The 17,964-nt window shown below is 64.3% G+C and carries 12 protein-coding genes and 1 pseudogene; 12 read left to right on the plus strand and 1 reads right to left on the minus strand.

From position 1 onward, the window contains the following. From uraD to IDH44_RS25360, 3 genes are all read left to right on the plus strand, one after another. Nucleotides 1–363 (plus strand): 2-oxo-4-hydroxy-4-carboxy-5-ureidoimidazoline decarboxylase (uraD, locus tag IDH44_RS25350; RefSeq protein ID WP_190921618.1); only part of this gene is annotated, 363 nt, incomplete at its 5' end. A gap of 29 nt (nucleotides 364–392) precedes the next feature. Continuing rightward, entirely contained in the window at nucleotides 393–1,358 is a 966-nt protein-coding gene (gene pucL / locus IDH44_RS25355; protein ID WP_223870036.1) for a factor-independent urate hydroxylase, read from the plus strand. Further along, complete coding sequence (locus tag IDH44_RS25360) at nucleotides 1,355–1,831, plus strand: hydroxyisourate hydrolase (RefSeq protein WP_190921619.1); 477 nt, start codon at nucleotides 1,355–1,357, stop codon at nucleotides 1,829–1,831. Before pucL ends, IDH44_RS25360 begins: the two co-directional genes overlap by 4 nt. On the opposite strand, the gene IDH44_RS25365 is transcribed toward IDH44_RS25360, so the two are convergent. After that, entirely contained in the window at nucleotides 1,777–3,477 is a 1,701-nt protein-coding gene (locus tag IDH44_RS25365) for a PucR family transcriptional regulator (protein ID WP_190921620.1), read from the minus strand. The two genes, IDH44_RS25360 and IDH44_RS25365, sit on opposite strands and share 55 nt — an antisense overlap. Nucleotides 3,478–3,675: 198 nt before the next feature. On the opposite strand from IDH44_RS25365, the gene IDH44_RS25370 reads away from it, so the two are divergent. From IDH44_RS25370 to IDH44_RS25410, 9 genes and pseudogenes are all read left to right on the plus strand, one after another. After that, nucleotides 3,676–4,434: an ABC transporter ATP-binding protein gene (locus IDH44_RS25370; protein ID WP_190921621.1), complete on the plus strand. Its 759-nt coding sequence runs from the start codon at nucleotides 3,676–3,678 to the stop codon at nucleotides 4,432–4,434. 1 nt (nucleotide 4,435) lies between these two features. Next, on the plus strand, nucleotides 4,436–5,347 hold the full coding sequence (locus IDH44_RS25375; RefSeq protein ID WP_317890257.1) for an ABC transporter permease: 912 nt from the start codon (nucleotides 4,436–4,438) through the stop codon (nucleotides 5,345–5,347). Nucleotides 5,348–5,446: 99 nt separating this feature from the next. Beyond that, nucleotides 5,447–6,601, plus strand: a complete 1,155-nt coding sequence (locus tag IDH44_RS25380; RefSeq protein WP_223870037.1) for an ABC transporter substrate-binding protein — start codon at nucleotides 5,447–5,449, stop codon at nucleotides 6,599–6,601. Nucleotides 6,602–6,695: 94 nt separating this feature from the next. Further along, nucleotides 6,696–8,075: an allantoinase AllB gene (allB, locus tag IDH44_RS25385; RefSeq protein WP_190921622.1), complete on the plus strand. Its 1,380-nt coding sequence runs from the start codon at nucleotides 6,696–6,698 to the stop codon at nucleotides 8,073–8,075. Nucleotides 8,076–8,097: 22 nt separating this feature from the next. After that, nucleotides 8,098–9,384, plus strand: coding sequence for a Zn-dependent hydrolase (locus IDH44_RS25390; RefSeq protein ID WP_190921623.1), 1,287 nt, complete (start codon nucleotides 8,098–8,100; stop codon nucleotides 9,382–9,384). Continuing rightward, a complete protein-coding gene (locus IDH44_RS25395) occupies nucleotides 9,381–10,661 on the plus strand; it encodes a pyridoxal-phosphate-dependent aminotransferase family protein (RefSeq protein WP_190921624.1) in 1,281 nt (426 codons plus the stop codon). The genes IDH44_RS25390 and IDH44_RS25395 overlap by 4 nt, the downstream gene beginning before the upstream one ends. Beyond that, entirely contained in the window at nucleotides 10,658–12,253 is a 1,596-nt protein-coding gene (ggt, locus tag IDH44_RS25400; RefSeq protein WP_190921625.1) for a gamma-glutamyltransferase, read from the plus strand. Before IDH44_RS25395 ends, ggt begins: the two co-directional genes overlap by 4 nt. A 341-nt stretch (nucleotides 12,254–12,594) precedes the next feature. Further along, the gene (locus IDH44_RS25405; protein ID WP_190921626.1) at nucleotides 12,595–13,806 is read left to right on the plus strand and encodes an S-layer homology domain-containing protein; all 1,212 of its coding nucleotides are present in this window, start codon (nucleotides 12,595–12,597) and stop codon (nucleotides 13,804–13,806) included. Continuing rightward, a pseudogene (locus tag IDH44_RS25410) lies at nucleotides 13,796–17,964 on the plus strand (hypothetical protein); the annotation flags it as partial. The gene IDH44_RS25405 and the pseudogene IDH44_RS25410, both read left to right, overlap by 11 nt.

The following is a 17,964-nucleotide window of genomic DNA, read 5'->3' on the forward strand; positions in this document are numbered from 1 at the left end:
GCCGATGCGGTGCGCAGCGCTCCGCTGCAGCGCCAGCTGGCGCTGCTGCGGGCTCACCCGGAGCTGGGCGCGCGGCAGCGGCTGACCGCCGCATCGGCCGCCGAGCAGCGGGGGGCCGGCCTGGACCGGCTGGACGACGCGCGCCAAGCGGCATTCGAAGAGGGCAACCGCGCCTACCGCGCGCGCTTCGGCTTCCCGTTCATTATCGCGGTCAAGGGCAGGCAGCCGGCCGAGGTGCTGCAGGCGCTGCGCGCGCGGCTGGGACGATCGGCGGCCGAGGAGCGCGCGGCTGCCATCGAGGAAGTGCTGACGATCGCCGGGCTGCGGCTTGACGAGCGGCTGGGCGAGGGCGACCGCGCATAGGCGACGGTGAGGCAGGGAGAGAAGGAGGAATGGAAGAGATGCAAGCGAGCGACGGAAGAACGATGTATTACGGCAAGGACGATGTGTTTGTCTACCGGACGTATGCCAGGCCGTTGACTGTCCGGCCGATTCCCGAATCGACGTGGACGGGGGAGGACGGCGTGATTTTCGCCCATCGCATCACGTTCGCTGCGGGCGGCGACGCGTTCTTCTCTTCCTTCGCGGAAGGGGACAATGCGCGCATCGTGGCGACCGATTCCATGAAAAATTTCATCCTGCGGCAGGCGGCCGCCTACGACGGGGCGACGACGGAGGGGCTGCTGGCCGCGCTGGGGCGGCGCTTCCTCGACACGTATGCGCATGTCGGCGAGGTCAAGCTGTCGGCCGAGCGGCTGCCGTTCGAGCCGGCGCTGCTGTCGGGCGCGGACGGTCCGGCGCCGAGCGGGCTCGTCTACCGGGCCTCACGCGGCGAACGGCTCCGCGCCGAGCTGACCTTGACGCGCATCGCAGACGGGAGTGCGTCGCTGGCGGCGCAGGAGAGCGGGCTGAGCGAGCTGCGGCTGATCAAGGTGAGCGGCAGCTCGTTCCAAGGCTTCATCCGCGATGCCTATACGACCCTGCCGGACAGCGCCGACAGACCGCTCCATATCGAGCTCGACGTCGGCTGGCGCTATGCCGACCCCGAGGACGCGCTGGATGCGGAGCGGGGCCGATACGTCGCGGCGGCCCAGGTGCGGGATCTGGCGCAGCAGGTGTTTCACGCGCGCCATTCCCCGTCCATTCAACACTTGATCTGGCAGATCGGCTTGCAGCTGCTGCGGCGGTTTGCACAGCTGGAGGAGGTGCGCTTCACTTCGGCCAATCGGACGTGGGAAGCGGTCGTCGAGCCGGACGAGGGCGGGCGGGCCGTCTATACGGAGCCGCGTCCGCCGTACGGATTCCAGGGCTTGTCCATGACGCGCGCGGATTTGCGACGAGAGGAGGAGAGGCGATGAACGGTCAATTGACGACCCACGTGCTCGATCTGATGCGCGGGGAGCCTGCGGCGGGCATGCGCCTGCAGCTATGGCGCGATCGTCCCGACGGGGTGCGCGCGCTGCTGCTGACGACGAGCGCCGGTCCGGACGGCCGTCCGGACCGGCCGCTGCTGGAGGGTGGAGCAATGACGGCGGGCGTATACGAGCTGGTGTTTTTCGTAGAGGCGTACTTCCGCGAGCGCGCCCGTGCGGAGAGCGGGGCGCGGGGCGAGGCGCCCGCGGACGCGTCTGCAGCGCAGCAAGAGGCGGCCACCGCGTCCGCGGAGCCTGCGGCGGCGCAGGACCGGGTCCAGCCGGAGCCCGGCGGCGAGCCGGACGGGCCGTTCCTGGAGACGGTGCCGATTCGCTTCCGGATCGGCGCCGTCCACGCGCATTATCACGTGCCGCTGCTGGTCGCGCCCGGCGGGTACAGCACGTATCGCGGCAGTTGATCGGGCTCGAGCAGCCGTTCGGCGGCGAAGGCGGTGCGGAACCGCAGGCTTTCCGCCGGGTCGCGCAGCGGCCGGCCGGTCAGGCGCTCGCATTTGTCGAGCCGATAGATCACCGTATTGCGATGCACGAACAGCCGCTTGGCCGTCTCGGCCAACTGGCAGTGCGTATCGTAGTAGACGTACAGGGTGCGCATCAGGTCCTCGCGCTCCTTGCCGCCGACCGCGAGCAGGGCGCGGAAGGTCTCCTCGTAATATTCCCTCAGTTCTTCCTTGGGCAGCATGCGCAGCAGGCTGCCCAGATCCTTGGCGCGGTACGGCTGGACGAAACGGCGCTTGCCGGCCTTGCAGCCGGAGGCGAGCGCCTCGGTCGCTTCGCGGTACGAGAGCGGGATGTCGGTCAGCTGCGGCACCGGATTGCCGACGCCGATCGAGATCGGGATCTGATGCGCCTCATGCAGCCGCCCGACGATCTCCTCCAGCATGCTCAGGAAGGTACGCTCCTCCTTCTGCGCATTGGCGCCCTCCTCCATTCGTCCGATCAGGAAGCAAAAGCCGTCGTCCTTGGGGAACAGCACGAACCGCAGACCGAGCCGAGTGGCCGCCTCCTTGAGCAGCTGGTACAGCCGGTCGCGCTCGGAGATCCGGCGGCCGCCCTCCGCCAGCAGCGCGCCGTGCGCGGTCGAGCGGAAGGCGGCCTCGTCGTCGCGCCGGACGAAGGCGCACAGATACGCGCTGTGGTGCAGCAGGCGGTAGTGCTTGCTGCGATGCGCCAGCTCCTGCTCGGAGGTAATGCGCCCGTCGACAAAGTCGCAAAAAAATTCGTTCTTGTAGCGGCGCGAGCGCTCCTTGACGGCCTGGCGCTTGACCAGCTCCAGGCCGAGCACGCCCGCGGCCTGCTCGACGGCGTGCCGGATCAGATTGAGCTGCGGGTGGCCGCTTTGCACGATTGCGATCAGATCGCCCTCGGGCTGGAAGGTGACAATCGGGTGCAGCTCGGCCGTGTAGACGCGCCCGCCCTCCTGCAGCGTAACGGCGCGCGGCTCGGTCCCGTCTTCTCCGGCTGCGCTCAGCTGCGGCAGCAGCCGTGCGTGCCACGCGGCGTCGCATCCGGCGCTGCGGGCGAGCAGCGACGCATGGCGGTCGGCGAGCAGCACGGGGGCCTCGATCCGCTCGGCGAGGGCGTTCAGTAGCTCCTCGGTGGTCGAGCCGCGCATGATCATTTGCGTGAGCTGCTTGTGGATGGACATGGCATAATGGAGCTCGTCGGTCCGCTTCTCCAGGATATGACTGAGCGACAGATTGGCGATCTCGCCGAGCGAGCGCTCCAGCGACAGCTCGATGACCGGGAATTGCAGCGCGTCGGCGCAGCGCAGCACGTCGGCCGGCACTTCGTCGAAAAAGCGGCGCGTCTTGATGGCCAAGCCGGCGCAGCCGACCTCGGCCATGCTTTGGACCAGCGTCAGCAGCGCGCCCGGCCGATCCTTGATGGCGTAGCCGGTCGTCAGCAGCAGCTCGTGCGGTTTGAGGAAATGAATGATGTCCGGCGCGTCCATGATATTCACCGAATAGACGCTGCCCGCCATCCCGTCGCCGCCGGCCACTACCTTGGCGTCGGCATACATCGGCAATCCGATCAAATCCTTCAAAAACATGCTCCTCGCCCCTTCCTGTGTCAATAAATATACCACGAAAACAGAAGGGTGTGAACGATTATTTGGTTAAGATGCGCAAAAAGAGCCGGATCTTTTTGGATTCATCGTACAATGACATTTGGATTCGCGCCCGATATAGTTAGGTTATGGAAAAAACATGTGAGTAAAACTGACAAAACTGGGGTGAGGCTGATGAAGCTGGAGGTCAATCAGGTCGGCAAGCGCTTCGGCAATCGGACGGTGCTGGGGGAGATCAACCTCTCGGTAAGGGCGCACGAATTTGTCTGCATTCTTGGGCACAGCGGCTGCGGCAAGTCGACGCTGCTGAACATGGTGGCGGGGTACCTGCTGCCGGACCGCGGCGCGATCACTGTCGACGGTCAGCTCGTCAAGGGTCCCTCGAAGGCGCGCGGCATGGTGTTCCAGGACCATGCGCTCTTCCCTTGGCTGACGATCCTCGACAACATCGCCTTTGGCCCGAGCGTGCAAAAAAAGCCGAAGGCCGCGGCGCGCGAAATCGCGATGCAATACTTGAAGCTGGTCGGGCTGGAGCAAGCGGCGGCCAGCTATCCGGCCGAGCTCTCGGGCGGCATGAAGCAGCGGGTCGGGATCGCGCGGGCGCTGGCCAGTCAGCCGGATATCCTGCTGATGGATGAGCCGTTCGGCGCGCTGGACGTGCTGACACGCGAGACGATGCGCGTGGAGCTGCAGAAGATCTGCAGCCAGCTCAAGCCGACCGTGCTGTTCGTGACGCACAGCATCAGCGAGGCGGTGTATCTGGCGGACCGGGTCGTCGTCATGAAGCATGGCGAGATCGCGGGCATCTTCGAGGTCGATATCAAGCAGCCCCGCACCTCCCATTCCGCCGGCTTCGGCGAGATGATGAGCCGCATCGAGTGCGTGCTGATGGACGACGCGCAACTCGAGCTGGTGGCAAAGGTGGGGACGTAACGTGAACGAAGCCAAGCTGCCGACCATGAAGGAGGCCGCCGCGCCGCCGCTGGCCCAAGCGCCGGACCAGGAACAGCCTGTTAACCCGACGCTGCCGGCGCCCCGGCTGCGCGCGCAGGGGAAGTGGAGCCGATTCCTGCAGAAATACAATCTGTTGCCGACGCTGCTGTTCTTCGTCATCTGGGAGCTGTTCTCCCGTCTCAATGCGAGCATCGAGCTGTTCAATCCGCGCTTCCTTCCCGCGCCGAGCGTGCTCGTGCAGGAAGCCTGGCGGCTGGCGGAGAGCGGCGTGCTGCTGGAGAGCATCGCCGCCAGCACGGTGCGCATCCTGATCGGCTTCGTCATCGGCTGCGTCGCGGCCGTCGGGATCGGGGTGCTGATGAGCAAGTTTCGCCTCGTGGAGCTCTGGTTCTCGCCGATCCTGAATCTGGTCGGGCCGATTCCGGCGCTGGCGCTGCTGCCGTTGTTCATCATCTGGTTCGGCATCGGTGAATTCCCCAAGATTCTGCTGATTGCCTGGACGACGTTCATCCCTGTGCTGGTCTATACGGTGGACGGCTTCAAGTCTGTGCCCTCGACGCTGATTCGTTCGGCGCTCAGCCTGGGCGCTTCGGAACGTCAGGTCTTCATGCGGGTCATGCTGCCCTCGGCGATCCCGAACTTTCTCGTCGGCGCGCAGGTCAGTCTCGGCCTGTCGTTCTCGGCGCTGATTGTCTCGGAGATGATGGGGGCGGACAGCGGGCTCGGCTATATCATCGTCGACGCGCGCAATTACTTCAAGATCACCAACATGTTCGTGGCCATCATCCTGATTGGATTGGAATACAGCCTGTTCGCATATGCGCTCAGACTCGTGGAGAGGAGGGTCATGGCCTGGCGCAAGGGCGGCCTGCGGGATGCGGTAGAAAAATAAGCGCCGGGCCTCTGGCAAGCGTCCATTGACCGCAACGTCAGTCATCAGGGAGAAGGAGAAAAGAGAGAGTTTATCCTATACTGTGGAGGGATTTCAAAAATGAAGAAGATGCTGACCGGATTAAAATTGGGGGCTGTACTGCTGCTGATCGCCATGGTCGTGGCGGCTTGCGGAGGCGCGAACAACGAGCCGACGAATGAGACGTCGGCGAGTACCGGCGCGCAGACGAATGGGGCGGAGGAAGGCGGCGTCACGCCGGCTAATGCGGAGCCTGCCGAAGACGAGGATGCGTCCGAGCCGGCGGAGGAGCTGGAGACGACGGAGCTGACGCTGGTCGGCGTCCGCGACGCGCAAATCTCCTCGCAGCAGATCATCGCCGACAAGCTCGGGTACTTCGAGGACGAGGGCCTGACGGTGGAGAGCAAGCTGATCGAGAGCGGTCCGGATATCGGTCCGATGGTCGCGGGCGGCAGCGCCCCGGTCAGCATTCAGACGAACTTCATGGACATCATCCTCAAGTCGACCGACGTCCCGGTCAAGATCATCGCCCCGCTGGCGCAGATTGCCGGTACGCAGGCCGTCGTCGGCGGCGCCGATCTGGAGCTGACGAGCGCCAAGGATCTGGAGGGCAAGACGATCGGCATCCCGAGCGGCGCGGACGTCATGATCGCGATCAATAACATGGCCGACGAGCTCGGCGTGGACGCGAGCAAGATCAAGTACGTCAATCTGGCGCCGAGCGACGCGGTGGTGGCGCTGGAACGCGGCGATATCGATGCGATGGCGGCCTGGGAGCCGTTCATTACGAAAGCGATCCAGAATGGCGGCAAGTTCCTCTTCAGCGGCACCAAAGCCGAGCTGCCGGATAAGCAGGGCGACGTAGACTGGATGAGCGTGCATACGACGATTCAGGTGAGCGACAAGTACCTCGCGGACCACCCGAATACGCTCAAGGCCGTGCTGCGCGCGCTGAGCCGGGCGACGGATTACATCAACGACAATCGCGGGGATGCCATCGCCGTGCTGGCGCCGGAGCTCCACCTGAGCGAGGAGGAGCTGACCGAGATCATGAACCGCAACGTCTACTCGATGGAGGTCGGAGATGCCTACGTGAACGGCAGCAACGGACCGGCGGTCGGCGAGTACCTGCTCTCAGTCGGCAATATTGCGTCGATCCCGGAGGCGTCCTCCTATCACGATCTGAGCCTGCTGGAGGCGGTCGACCCGGCATTCATCGCGATGCCGCTGGACTGAGTGGCGTCGCCCGCTCCAGCCGATCGGCGGCTGGCGAACGAGACTCGATCTTGCAATTGAAATAGACGATTCGCTGCAGGGAGGAGGCAGGTCTATGCATACGCAGCAGGCACAATGGGACCTGATCGTCCGCGGTGGACGCGTCGTGCTGGCGGATGCTGTGCAGACGCTCGATATCGGCATTCGGGACGGACGTATCGCGGCGCTGGGGGCGCTCCCGGAGGACGGGAGCCCGGCGCTGGCGGCGGACGGCCTGATCGTGATGCCGGGCATGATCGACGCGCATGTGCATCTCAACGAGCCGGGCATGGGGCACTGGGAAGGCTTCGCCAGCGGCTCCGCAGCACTGGCGGCGGGCGGCTGCACGACGTATGTCGACATGCCGCTCAACGGCATCCCGCCCACGGTCACGACCGACGCGCTGACGCGCAAGCTCGAGGCGGCGCGCGGTGCCTCGCACATCGATTATGCGCTCTGGGGCGGACTCGTCCCCGGCAATCTGCAGGAGCTGGAGGCGCTGGCAGAGGCCGGCGTCGCCGGCTTCAAGGCCTTCATGTCCTCGCCTGGCGATCCCGGCGAGGAGGCCTTCCGCGAGGTCGACGACCTGACGCTGCTGGAGGGGATGCGCATCCTGGCGCGGCTGGGCCGGGTGCTGGCGCTACATGCCGAGAGCGAGCCGCTGACGGCATCGCTGGCTACGGCGATGCGCGCCGCAGGCCGCACCGGCGCGGCCGGCTACACCGCGTCCCGGCCGCCGGTGGCGGAGCTGGAGGCGGTGCGACGGGCGCTGTTCTACGCCGAGCAGACGGGCTGCGCGCTGCACTTCGTGCACATCAGCACAGCTGCGGCGGCGGAGGCGATCATGGCCGCTCGCAGGGCGGGGGCGGATGTGACGCTGGAGACGTGCCCGCACTATCTGATGCTCACCGAGCAGACGCTGCTGACGCGCGGCGCGGTCGCCAAGTGCGCCCCGCCGCTGCGCAGCGCGGAGGAGCGCGAACGGTTGTGGGCGCTGACGGCGCAGGGGGCGTTTGACTTCATCGCTTCCGACCACTCGCCGTGCCCGCTCGAGCTCAAGCAGGGGGCGACGATCATGGACGCCTGGGGCGGCATCGCGGGAGCGCAGAGCTCGCTGGAGCTCATCGTCGGCGAGGGTCACCTGGCGCGCGGGCTGCCGCTGCCGCTGCTGGCGCGGCTGCTGGCGACCGGGCCTGCGCGCCGGCTCGGGCTGGCGCCGCGCAAGGGCGAGATTCGGCTCGGCGCCGACGCCGATCTGGCGCTCGTCGATCCGAATCGGCCGTACCGGCTCACGGCGGCGCATCTGCTGCAGCGCCACCGGCACAGCCCGTATATTGGCGACACGATGCGATGCAAGGTGACGGCGACCCTGTCCCGGGGCCGGCTCGTCTATACCGCTGAAGAGGGAATTCGCGGCGCGGCGGCAGGCATGTGGATGCGGCCGATCCAGACATAACGAGAGACAGGAGGGAGCCGCGATGACGCAGCATGTCTGCCCGGATCGCCGGGAGCGGGAAGCGCTGCTTGGCGAATTGGCGGAGGAGCTGACGGCGCTGCTGGACTGGCTCGCTTCGCTCGCGGCGGACGCGGGCGGCGGCGTGACAAGGCTGCTCTACAGCCCGTCCTGGCTGCGAACGCAGTTGGCCCTGCGCGAGCGCATGGCGGCGAGCAGCCTGGACGCGCGCTTCGACGAGGTTGGCAATCTGTACGGCCGCCTCGCAGGCGCCGACTCGTCGGCGCCTGCGATCGTCACCGGCTCGCATATCGATACGGTCGTGCAGGGCGGCATGTACGACGGAGCCTACGGCGTGGCGGCGGGCATGGTCGCCCTGCGCTATCTGCAGGCGCGCTTCGGCCAGCCGCGCCGCACGTTGGAGGTGGTCGCGCTGTGCGAGGAGGAGGGCAGCCGCTTCCCGCTGGCTTATTGGGGCTCGGGCAGCATCACCGGCGCACGCGGCTTCGCTCAGCTGACGGGATTGGTCGATGGCGCAGGCGTGCCGTTCGAGGAGGCGATGCGGGGCTGCGGCTTCGGCCCCGGGTCCGGTTCGCTCAGCCGCCGCACCGATATCGGCGCCTTCGTCGAGGCGCACATCGAGCAGGGGGCGCTGCTGGAGGCGGCGGGCGCCCAGCTCGGCCTCGTCGAGGCGATCGCCGGCCAGCGGCGGCTGCGCTTCGAGGTGACGGGCGAGGCCAATCACGCAGGCACGACCCCGATGACGGGCCGCCGCGACGCCTTGCAGGGGGCCTGCGCGATGGCGCTGGCGCTCGAGGCCGAGGCGCTGCGCCTGGGCGCGCCGCTGGTAGCGACGGTCGGTCGGATGGAGATAGCGCCCAATGTGCCCAACGTCGTGGCCGGACGCGTGGCCTTCACGGTCGACGCCCGTCATGTCGACGAGGCGCAGCTGGATGCCTTCTGCGCCTGGATGCGCCTGCGCTTCGAGGAGCTGGCGAGGGAGCGGAGCCTGGAGCTCGGCGCCGAGGAGTGGTTCCGCGAGTCGCCGGTGCCGATGGACCCGCGGCTGCTCCGCGAGCTCGGCGCCGTATGCGCCGAGGCGGGCATCGAGGCGCAGCGCATGATGAGCGGAGCCGGGCACGACGCGCAGATGTTCGCGGCGTGCTGCCCGACGGCGCTGCTGTTCGTGCCGAGCCGGGGCGGGATCTCGCACGCGCCGCGCGAATATACGGACCCTCGCGACCTGGCCGCAGGCGCGCTGGTGCTGGCCGAGCTGCTGTACCGATTAGCTTATGAGGAGGATGCGCCATGACGCGTTACCGCGAGCTCGCGCCGCCGCCGCGCACGATCATGACCCCCGGCCCGGTGGAGGCGGACCCGCGCGTGCTGCGGGCGATGTCCTACCCGATGCTGGGGCAGTTCGACCCGGCGTTCACGGCGCTGATGAATGAGACGATGGAGATGCTGCGGGCGCTCTTCGCCACCGCCAACGGCTGGGCCTATCCGGTCGACGGCACGTCCCGCTCCGGCCTGGAGGCCGCGCTGGCGGCGCTGATCGAGCCGGGGGAGCGGGTGCTGGTGCCGATCTTCGGCCGCTTCGGCCATCTGCTGCACGAGATCGCGCTGCGCTACGGCGCCGAAGTGAGCGTGATCGAACAGGAGTGGGGACGCGTCTTCGATCCGCAGCAGGTGATCGAGGCGATCGATCGCGTCAGGCCCGCGGTCGTGGCGCTCGTGCACGGCGAGACGTCGACCGGCCAGCTCCAGCCGCTGCGCGAGATCGGAGCGGCGTGCCGCTCGCGCGGCGTGCTGCTGGTCGTCGACGCAGTGGCGACGATCGGCGGCGTCCCGGTCGAGACCGATGCCTGGCAGCTCGACGCCGTGGTCGGCGGCACGCAGAAGTGCCTGTCCGTGCCGCCCGGCATGGCGCCCTTGACGTACAACGACGCGGCCGAGCGCAAGCTGCTGGCGCGCCGCCGTATCGAGCGCGGCCTGCGTACGCCCGAGGGCGGGGAGGCGCAGGCGGCGCGGCAGATTGCGGACGCGCAGGCCGGGATGTTGCCGCGGGAGCGCCATATCCGCAGCAACTACCTGGATCTCAGCCAGCTGCAGGATTACTGGAGCCCGGCGCGGCTCAATCATCATACGGAGATGACCTCGATGCTGTACGGGCTGCGCGAGGGCGTGCGGCTCGCGCTGGAGGAGGGGCTGGCGGCCCGCCATGCGCGCCATCTGCTGCACGGCGGGGCGCTGGCGGCGGGGCTCGAGGCGATGGGGCTGCAGCTCTACGGCGAGCGCGTCTCGCGGCTGCCGGTCGTCGCCTGCGTCCGCATTCCGGACGGCATCGACGGCGAAGCGGTGCGGGCGTTGCTGCTCGAGCAGTTCGGCATTGAGATCGCCAGCTCGTTCGGCCCGCTCAAGGGGATGATCTGGCGCATCGGCACGATGGGCTACAGCTGTAGCCGGCGCAACGTGCTGCTGACGCTCGGCGCGCTCGAGGCGGCGCTGCTGCGTCACGGCCTCAGGCTGCCTGCCGGCGAGGCCGTGCAGACGGCACTTCAATACTACACGAGGAGTGAAGGGATATGAATTCAGGGCTTGCCATGGGATATCGCAGCATGATCGCATCGCCGCATCGGCTGGCAAGCGCCGCCGGCAGCGCCGTAATGGCGCGCGGCGGCAACGCATTCGACGCGGCGGTGGCAATCAGCGCCACGCTCGGCGTCGTCTATCCGCATATGACGGGAATCGGCGGGGACGCGTTTTTTTTGCTGCGCGACGGGCGCACCGGCGAGGTGCGCGGGCTCAACGGCAGCGGCCGCTCGGCGGCGGCGTGTACGCCGGCGCTCTATACCGGGTGTGGTCTGGACGCAATCCCGCAGCGCGGCGTTGGCTCGGCGATTACCGTGCCAGGCATGGTTGACGCCTGGTGGGAGGTGTCGCAGCGCTACGGCCGCTTGCCGTGGGACGAGCTGCTGGAGGAGGCGATCGGCTACGCCGAGCGCGGCTTCCCGGTATCGCCGGGACTGCGGCACTGGATTGTCAAGGACGAGCCGCTGCTGCGCAACGATGCGGGCCTGTCCCGCACCTATCTGCCAGGGGGCGCGGTGCCGGACATCGGCGCGCGCCTGACCCATCCGGAGCTGGCCGCGACGATGCGCGGCATCGCCGCCGGCGGCCGCGACCACTTCTATAACGGTGCTCTGGCGCGCGAGCTGGCGACGGCAATCGCGCGCGACGGCGGCGTGCTGACGATGGACGATCTCGCGGCCCACCGCGCCGAGTGGGTGACGCCGCTGCGGACGACTTATCGCGGCTACGATGTGCTCCAGATGCCGCCCAATTCGCAGGGCTTCTCGCTGCTGCTGATGCTGAACATGCTGGAGCGCGTCGAGCTGGGGGCGATGCACCGCGAATCGGCTGAATTTTTTCACCTGATGGCGGAGGTGGTGAAGGCGGCCTTTCGCGATCGCGACCGCTATCTGACGGACCCGGACTTCGCCGATATCCCGCTCGAGCGGCTGTTGTCCAAGCCCTATGCCGCCGAGCTGTACGCCGCCATCGAGGCGGCGGGGGCCGCAGCCTCGCCGCTCGCCTCCCCTCCGATCGGCCAGGATACGGCCTATGCCGCCGTCGTGGACGAGGAGGGCAACTGCGTCTCGTTCATCCAGAGCCTGTACTTCGACTTTGGCGCGGGGTATACCGCGGGCGATACCGGCGTGCTGCTGCAGAATCGCGGCTCCTTTTTCGCGCTCGATCCGCGCCAGCCCAATGTGCTCGCGCCGCGCAAGCGCTCGTTCCACACGCTCATGCCGGGCATGGTGCTGCGGGGCGGTCGGCCCCATGCGCTGCTCGGCACGCAGGGCGGCGAGGGGCAGCCCCAGACTTCGCTGTCGGTGCTGACCGGGCTGCTCGATTTCGGCTGCGACGCGGAGCAGGCGCTGGCCCTGCCGCGCTGGATCTACGGGCGCACCTGGGGCGAGGCGAGCGATGCGCTGCGCATTGAGGATCGCGGCTACGGCGAGCAGGCGCGGCAGCTGAGGGCTATGGGGCACAAGGTCGAGCTGCTGTCGCCGTGGGACCTGGGCACCGGCACGGCGCAGGCGATCACGATCGGCGCCGACGGCCTGCTCGGCGGCGCGGCGGACCCGCGCGGCGACGGCATGGCGATCGGGCGATAAGCGAGCGTCACCGTCCGTGCCGGAGGAGGACCGGACGGAGGCAAATGGACAAGTCGCCGATTGGAAACAGCGTACAGTGGAAAAAAACATTGTGCAAGATAGGAAATGTTGGTACAATAGGCTCATACATTTTTGAGATATGTGGGAAGCACCTGCAGAGGCAAATTTGCCTTCTTGCGTGTGCTTTTCTTTTTTTTGAAGTTAGAAGGTATATATGCATGCCGACATCAAGGGCACGATGTGCGACGAGCTCGGCGCTTGTTCGGAGGCGACCTCAGGCCATGGTATTCGTTTGCCAAGCGGCACCTTGATGGCCGCAAATCGTAAAGGAGAGGATAATAATGAATTGGAAATTTGGAAGCTTAATGCTAGTAGTTGCAGTAATGCTAGTCTTCACGGCCGCAGGTACGTCGGCAGCTGCGTCAGGGTTCAAAGATGTGAAAAGTGACCATTGGGCGAAAGGGGCCATTGATTTCGCAGCTAAGCGCGATTACGTCGGCGGCTACCCCGATGGCAGCTTCCGGCCGAACGGTACAATTACGCGAGCTGAATTTGTCGTCGTGCTGGCACGGATCGCGGAGCTGCCGGCGGCGAAGTCGGGGCTGTTTACGGACATCGCTGGCCACTGGGCAGAAGGCGCGATTAAAAGCGCGGTCGCAGCCGGCTTTGTGACGAAAGCGGACTTCGGAACGCGGTTTAAGCCGAGTCAGGCGGTTACACGCCTGGAAATGGCCCGTATGATCGCCAGAGCGCTTGCGGAGGGCGAGGACTACCAGGCGTATTTGAAAGCCTTCAGCGGCCTTTACAACGGCGACCTGCCGTTCGTGGATTATCGGGATATTATGAAGGCCGATCTGCCCTTGATTGCGCTCAGCTATGGCGCAAGCATCATGAACGGGTATCCGGATGCGTCGTTCGGGCTGGAGAAGACCGCGACGCGGGCCGAAGCGGTCGTCATGCTCAAGAGCTTCCACGACAAGCGCGAGAAGGCGCCGGAGGACTTCCAGTACCTGCGCGAGCTGAAGGAAGTGGCCGAGACCGGCATGAACGCGCAGGCAGTGTCCAACCTGGAGCCGCAAGTCAACCTGAAGACCGACGATATCACGCTGGAGACGCGCAACTATACGGTGACGCTGAAGCGGTTGTATGTGTTGCCGTTCGAGGGCGATACGGTGAGCATGTACGAGCGGAAGTATTTTTGGGACAGGAATCTGATTGCCCCACGTCTTCTAGCAAACAAACAGGGCTACCTGATTGGCGTTGTGAACATGACGGCAAAGGTGACAGCAGGTCGCGATGAGATTACCCGGACTTTTCACTTGAACCCCAGTGCGGCCCTGTTTTATGAAGAGCCTACCGAGAAATTTGGTCTAATTCATCATGACATGAAGGGGCAGTACTTTTCTGAAAAAGGCAGGACTGATGAAATCACGATCTATGGCTACTATAACCTTGACTACTTCTACACAATGTTCCAAGCCGATTCAAACTTAGATTCGCATATCTTGTTGTTTAACCCAGATAAACCGAGAGTTGAGTATAATGTCCAGTAAGCTGTGCCGGCAAATTGTCGGCTTGCTGTTGATCGCCGTGCTGCTCTTAACGGATGTCGTCGGCTGGATCGGAGGGCTGAAGCAGACAGTTTCAGCGGCTACGATCTCGATTACGGTCACCGCGCAGGCAGAGCGCATTCCGGGCTTCTACTGGTGTCAGCATCTTGACGACCACTGGAGCACGTATAGCGAAATTTCGGGCACCGTCACAGCGGCAGACGACCACGGTGAGCCTCGGAAAACGTGGGTGAAGACGGAGACTACGGTAGCCGTCCCTTCGGGAAATGCCTGGTTTGGTGAGGACGGTAAAATTTATAATCTTGAAGATGTTATTAACCCGCGGCCTAATACAGTGGTGATGAACCCCGATCGGGCGGTTCCAGAAATGGAGGGCAAGCCGGCCATATCCGGATCATATGTCGTAATTGAAGGCTATTCCGGCCAGGGGGTTCCTGGTGGCTACGACGGGGGGAAGTGTGGTGCCAGCCCCGGCATGGTTTATAATTTCCCAATCATCGTCGACTTCGTCGGCACGGTAGAAATTGAGATCCCCGACAACGGCACCCACATCACGCGCTATTACACCACGACCGGCCAAAGCCTGGCCTCCACCTTCCCGAGCCGCGAAATCAAAATGATTCAGGGCGAGACGTACAACACCGACTCGCCGCCGACGCATCCGGATTACGAGTATGTCGGCTACAAAAAGACGACCTCCGGGACGCCGCCGAGCGGCGGCAGCATCGTCAGCGGCGAGCCGCCCGCGTTTGCCTACACCGGCGACTTCGACACGTACTACCTGTACCGGTACTACAAGCCGAAGGTGCCCGACCCCGGCAGCGGCGAAATCCATGTCCGGCACATGGTCCGCACCGGTTCCAGCGGGGCCTTCACCAAGGCCGGCGAGGAGCTGCAGATCGTTGAATCGCTGCCGGGCTCCCGGACGATCCAGCCCGAGTCCAGCTATGGCGAGCTGCTGGGCTCCAACGTCTACTACAGCGGATACGGCAGCGCCTACAGCAATGCCGGCCCGGTGCCGGTAAACCTGACAGCCGCGCAACGCACGGCTTACGTATCGTTTTACTATGAGGCCGAAGAAGACGAACCGAACGAGCCCGGCACCTTCAGCGGCGACTTCGAGGTCGTACCGGGGACGATTACATACCGTGATCCGTTCGAGCTGGTGCCGACGGACTTTGAAATGAACGGCTGCGAGTATCAATCACACCGTTATCGCATCGTCCACGTCGCCACCGGCACGACGAGCAATGTCAACGCGGAGGGCATGACGACGCCGACGAAGTTCGTACACGACACGTATCCGAATGCCATCAAGACCGGCACGCACCAGGTGTACTTGAAAATCTTCACCGATTGCGGCGAATCCGAATGGATCGGGCCGAAGCCGCTCGAGGTCGAAACAGACGACGACAACCGGCCGCCGGTGTTCCAGATCGCCTTCGTGGATCCGAGCAACCCGAGGGTGCCGGTCTATACGGCGCAGGAAGGCGACGTCCTGGACCTCGTGTATATCGATGATCCCTCTGTCCCGACTCCGTACGATCCGGACGGCGATCGCATCACGTTTCGCGGATTCGACTTTTCCGAAAGCACAGATTGGGCCAAAACGATTCCACAGCGTGGGTTATCCGGGATTACAATGTCGCAGCACGGCATGCATGCCAACATCAAAGGCACGATGTGCGATGAGCTCGGCGCTTGTTCGGAGGCGACGACGTACATTCGCGTCATCCCGCCGAATCCGGTGCCGCTCATCGACGGGCCGGAGCGCGTTGTCGAGGGACGCCCGTACGAAGGCGAATTCGACAGCTCACGCAGCTACAGTCCGGTTGGTCGCAGCATCAACCATAGCCGGGACGAGTGGACGAACGTACGCGAGATCTACCCGACGCCAGGGCAAGAGATCATCACGCTCCATGTTTATGATTCAATCGGGCTAAAGTCCGTCGCGCCCGACCGCTACGAGCTGACCGTCCTCGAGGATCTGCCACCCGAGGTCAAGCTGATTGGCTCGCGCACAGCGGTGCGCAACACACCATTCACGTATACCGTGGAAGCCAGCAGTCCGGATGGGGACCAGATCGTCAAGCGAACCGTGCAGCGGCGATACGACGCGGCCAACGATGGCTCTTTCACAAATGATTCGCCGCTGAGCATCAGCATTAACGGCCAGTACAAGTTTACGGAGACGTTCAGCCGCGTGGGGAAGTACCAGTACGAAGTGTGCGCGGAGGAAGACTGGGGCAAGCGAGCGTGTACGTTGGAGATCGTCGATGTTGTCAACGACGCGCCGTTTGTGACCTTCGATATCCAGTCCACCGTGCAGCAGCCGGTCGCGATTCCGAAGATTCCGCTAGCGGCCGAGAAGTTCATGCTATCCACCTGGAAAAACACGGACATCGCGACGAACAACAAGGTGAAGGCGTGGTCGGCCAACCCGAGCACCGGCGCTCTCGGCGCAGTGCCGTATACCGGCGGCCTGGAGCCGCAGCCGACCCTTTCGCAGATCAGCCGGACGTATAGCGCCCAGGTTCCTGGAGAGTACGAAGACGCAGGCACAGGCTGGCAGAATGCTTCGTATCGAACCGAATTTTTGAACGACGATTTCTTGATATCATGGTCGCACTACAGAATGGGCTATTATCACGATATTTATGTCATTCAACGTTCGAACGGTTCCAGGCGTGCGATAGAAGATCGAGATTTAATCGCTTTGAACCGGCAAGAAGGCATCGTCGTACTGCGCGCCTATAACGGTGGAAATCTAACCTATGAATGGTACACTTTTGACGCCCTTACCACGCCTTCCGGCGTTCCGTATCAAACGACAACAAAGGAACCGACGAAACTAGATCTGACGAGTGCGTTGTACGATTATGCATACGACGACCAGTTTTATGCATGGTCCAATCTGCAAGCGCCGGTCAGCGCTACCCTGCCGACATCCGTCAGGGAGTGGGCCTCCAATCTCATCATGACTGACCGCCAGGGCTACTGGTACTTTAACAATGAGGACTACCCGCGAGGGCTCGATCGCTACAACCCGATTACGAAAGAAGTCAAGCGCGTCGTCTCGTTTGTGCCGCCCTATCACATCGTCTACGAGGTCATGGTTTCACCGGACGGTCGGTACGCGCTGATTGACGGTGGCACATCCTTTATCGGCGTGGTGAACCTGACGACCGGTAACGTAGCCCAAAATCTCACCGGTGAGATCTCGCGCTATTGGGTATGGAACCAATACGGGGAACACCTGCTGTTTCAGAACACGTCGCAGGGTCAAACGGTTGCCTACAAGTGGGGGTCCTCTGGACTCACCAAGCTTTGGGAGAAGGACCACTACCTGCAGGCGCTTGTTGTGAATCAGGATAGCCAGGGCTTCTATTTGACTCACGCGGATGGATTATGGCGAACGTACGAGCTGCGCAAGGTCAACCTCGATACGGGGGCCGAATCGCTGCTGAAATTTTATGATCCGTTCCAACTGAACAGTTACGACGAGGGCGATGTATCCGGTAGTATACTGAACGGCACGGCCATCGGGAGTGCCCTGCAGATTAGTTTTAGATTGGATCGATCAGGCCGAACGGAGCAGAACAAGGTGTACCTCGAGTCCGGCACAACCGCCGAGAGCAGCACCGTGCCGCTACTGACGGATAACCAATTGATCGGCGGCCCGAACCTGGACAACGTGGAGATCCAGTTCCGGATGCGGCTGAATCAGGTGCCCTCGAGCCTGCTTTACTCCGGGTTCGCCTATAAGATGCAAGACCATCGCAATCTGTATCGCGTGGAGCTGAATCTGGAGACCTTGCGGCTCGTGAAGGTCGTCAACGGCAAGCGCACGGTGATCAAAAGCGTCGCGCTGGACACGCAGCCCAGTTCCTACACGCCGATTCGCATCCACGTCCTGGACGACCGGCACCGCATCTACGTGAACGGCGCACCGCTAATCGATGTCATGGACAGCACCTTCTCCGGGGGGCAGTTCGGCCCCTATGCCGGCATACCACGCACGGAATTCGACCAGGTGCTGTATGCGGACCTGGCCGTGCTGAGCAACGAGCTGCGCCTGACGAATGTGGCGCTGGTGGATACCGACGTCGAGTACCAGACGACGAGCGAGGACGCGGAGAA

This window comes from Paenibacillus sabuli (genome assembly GCF_014705605.1).
Lineage (GTDB): Bacteria > Bacillota > Bacilli > Paenibacillales > Paenibacillaceae > Paenibacillus_D > Paenibacillus_D sabuli.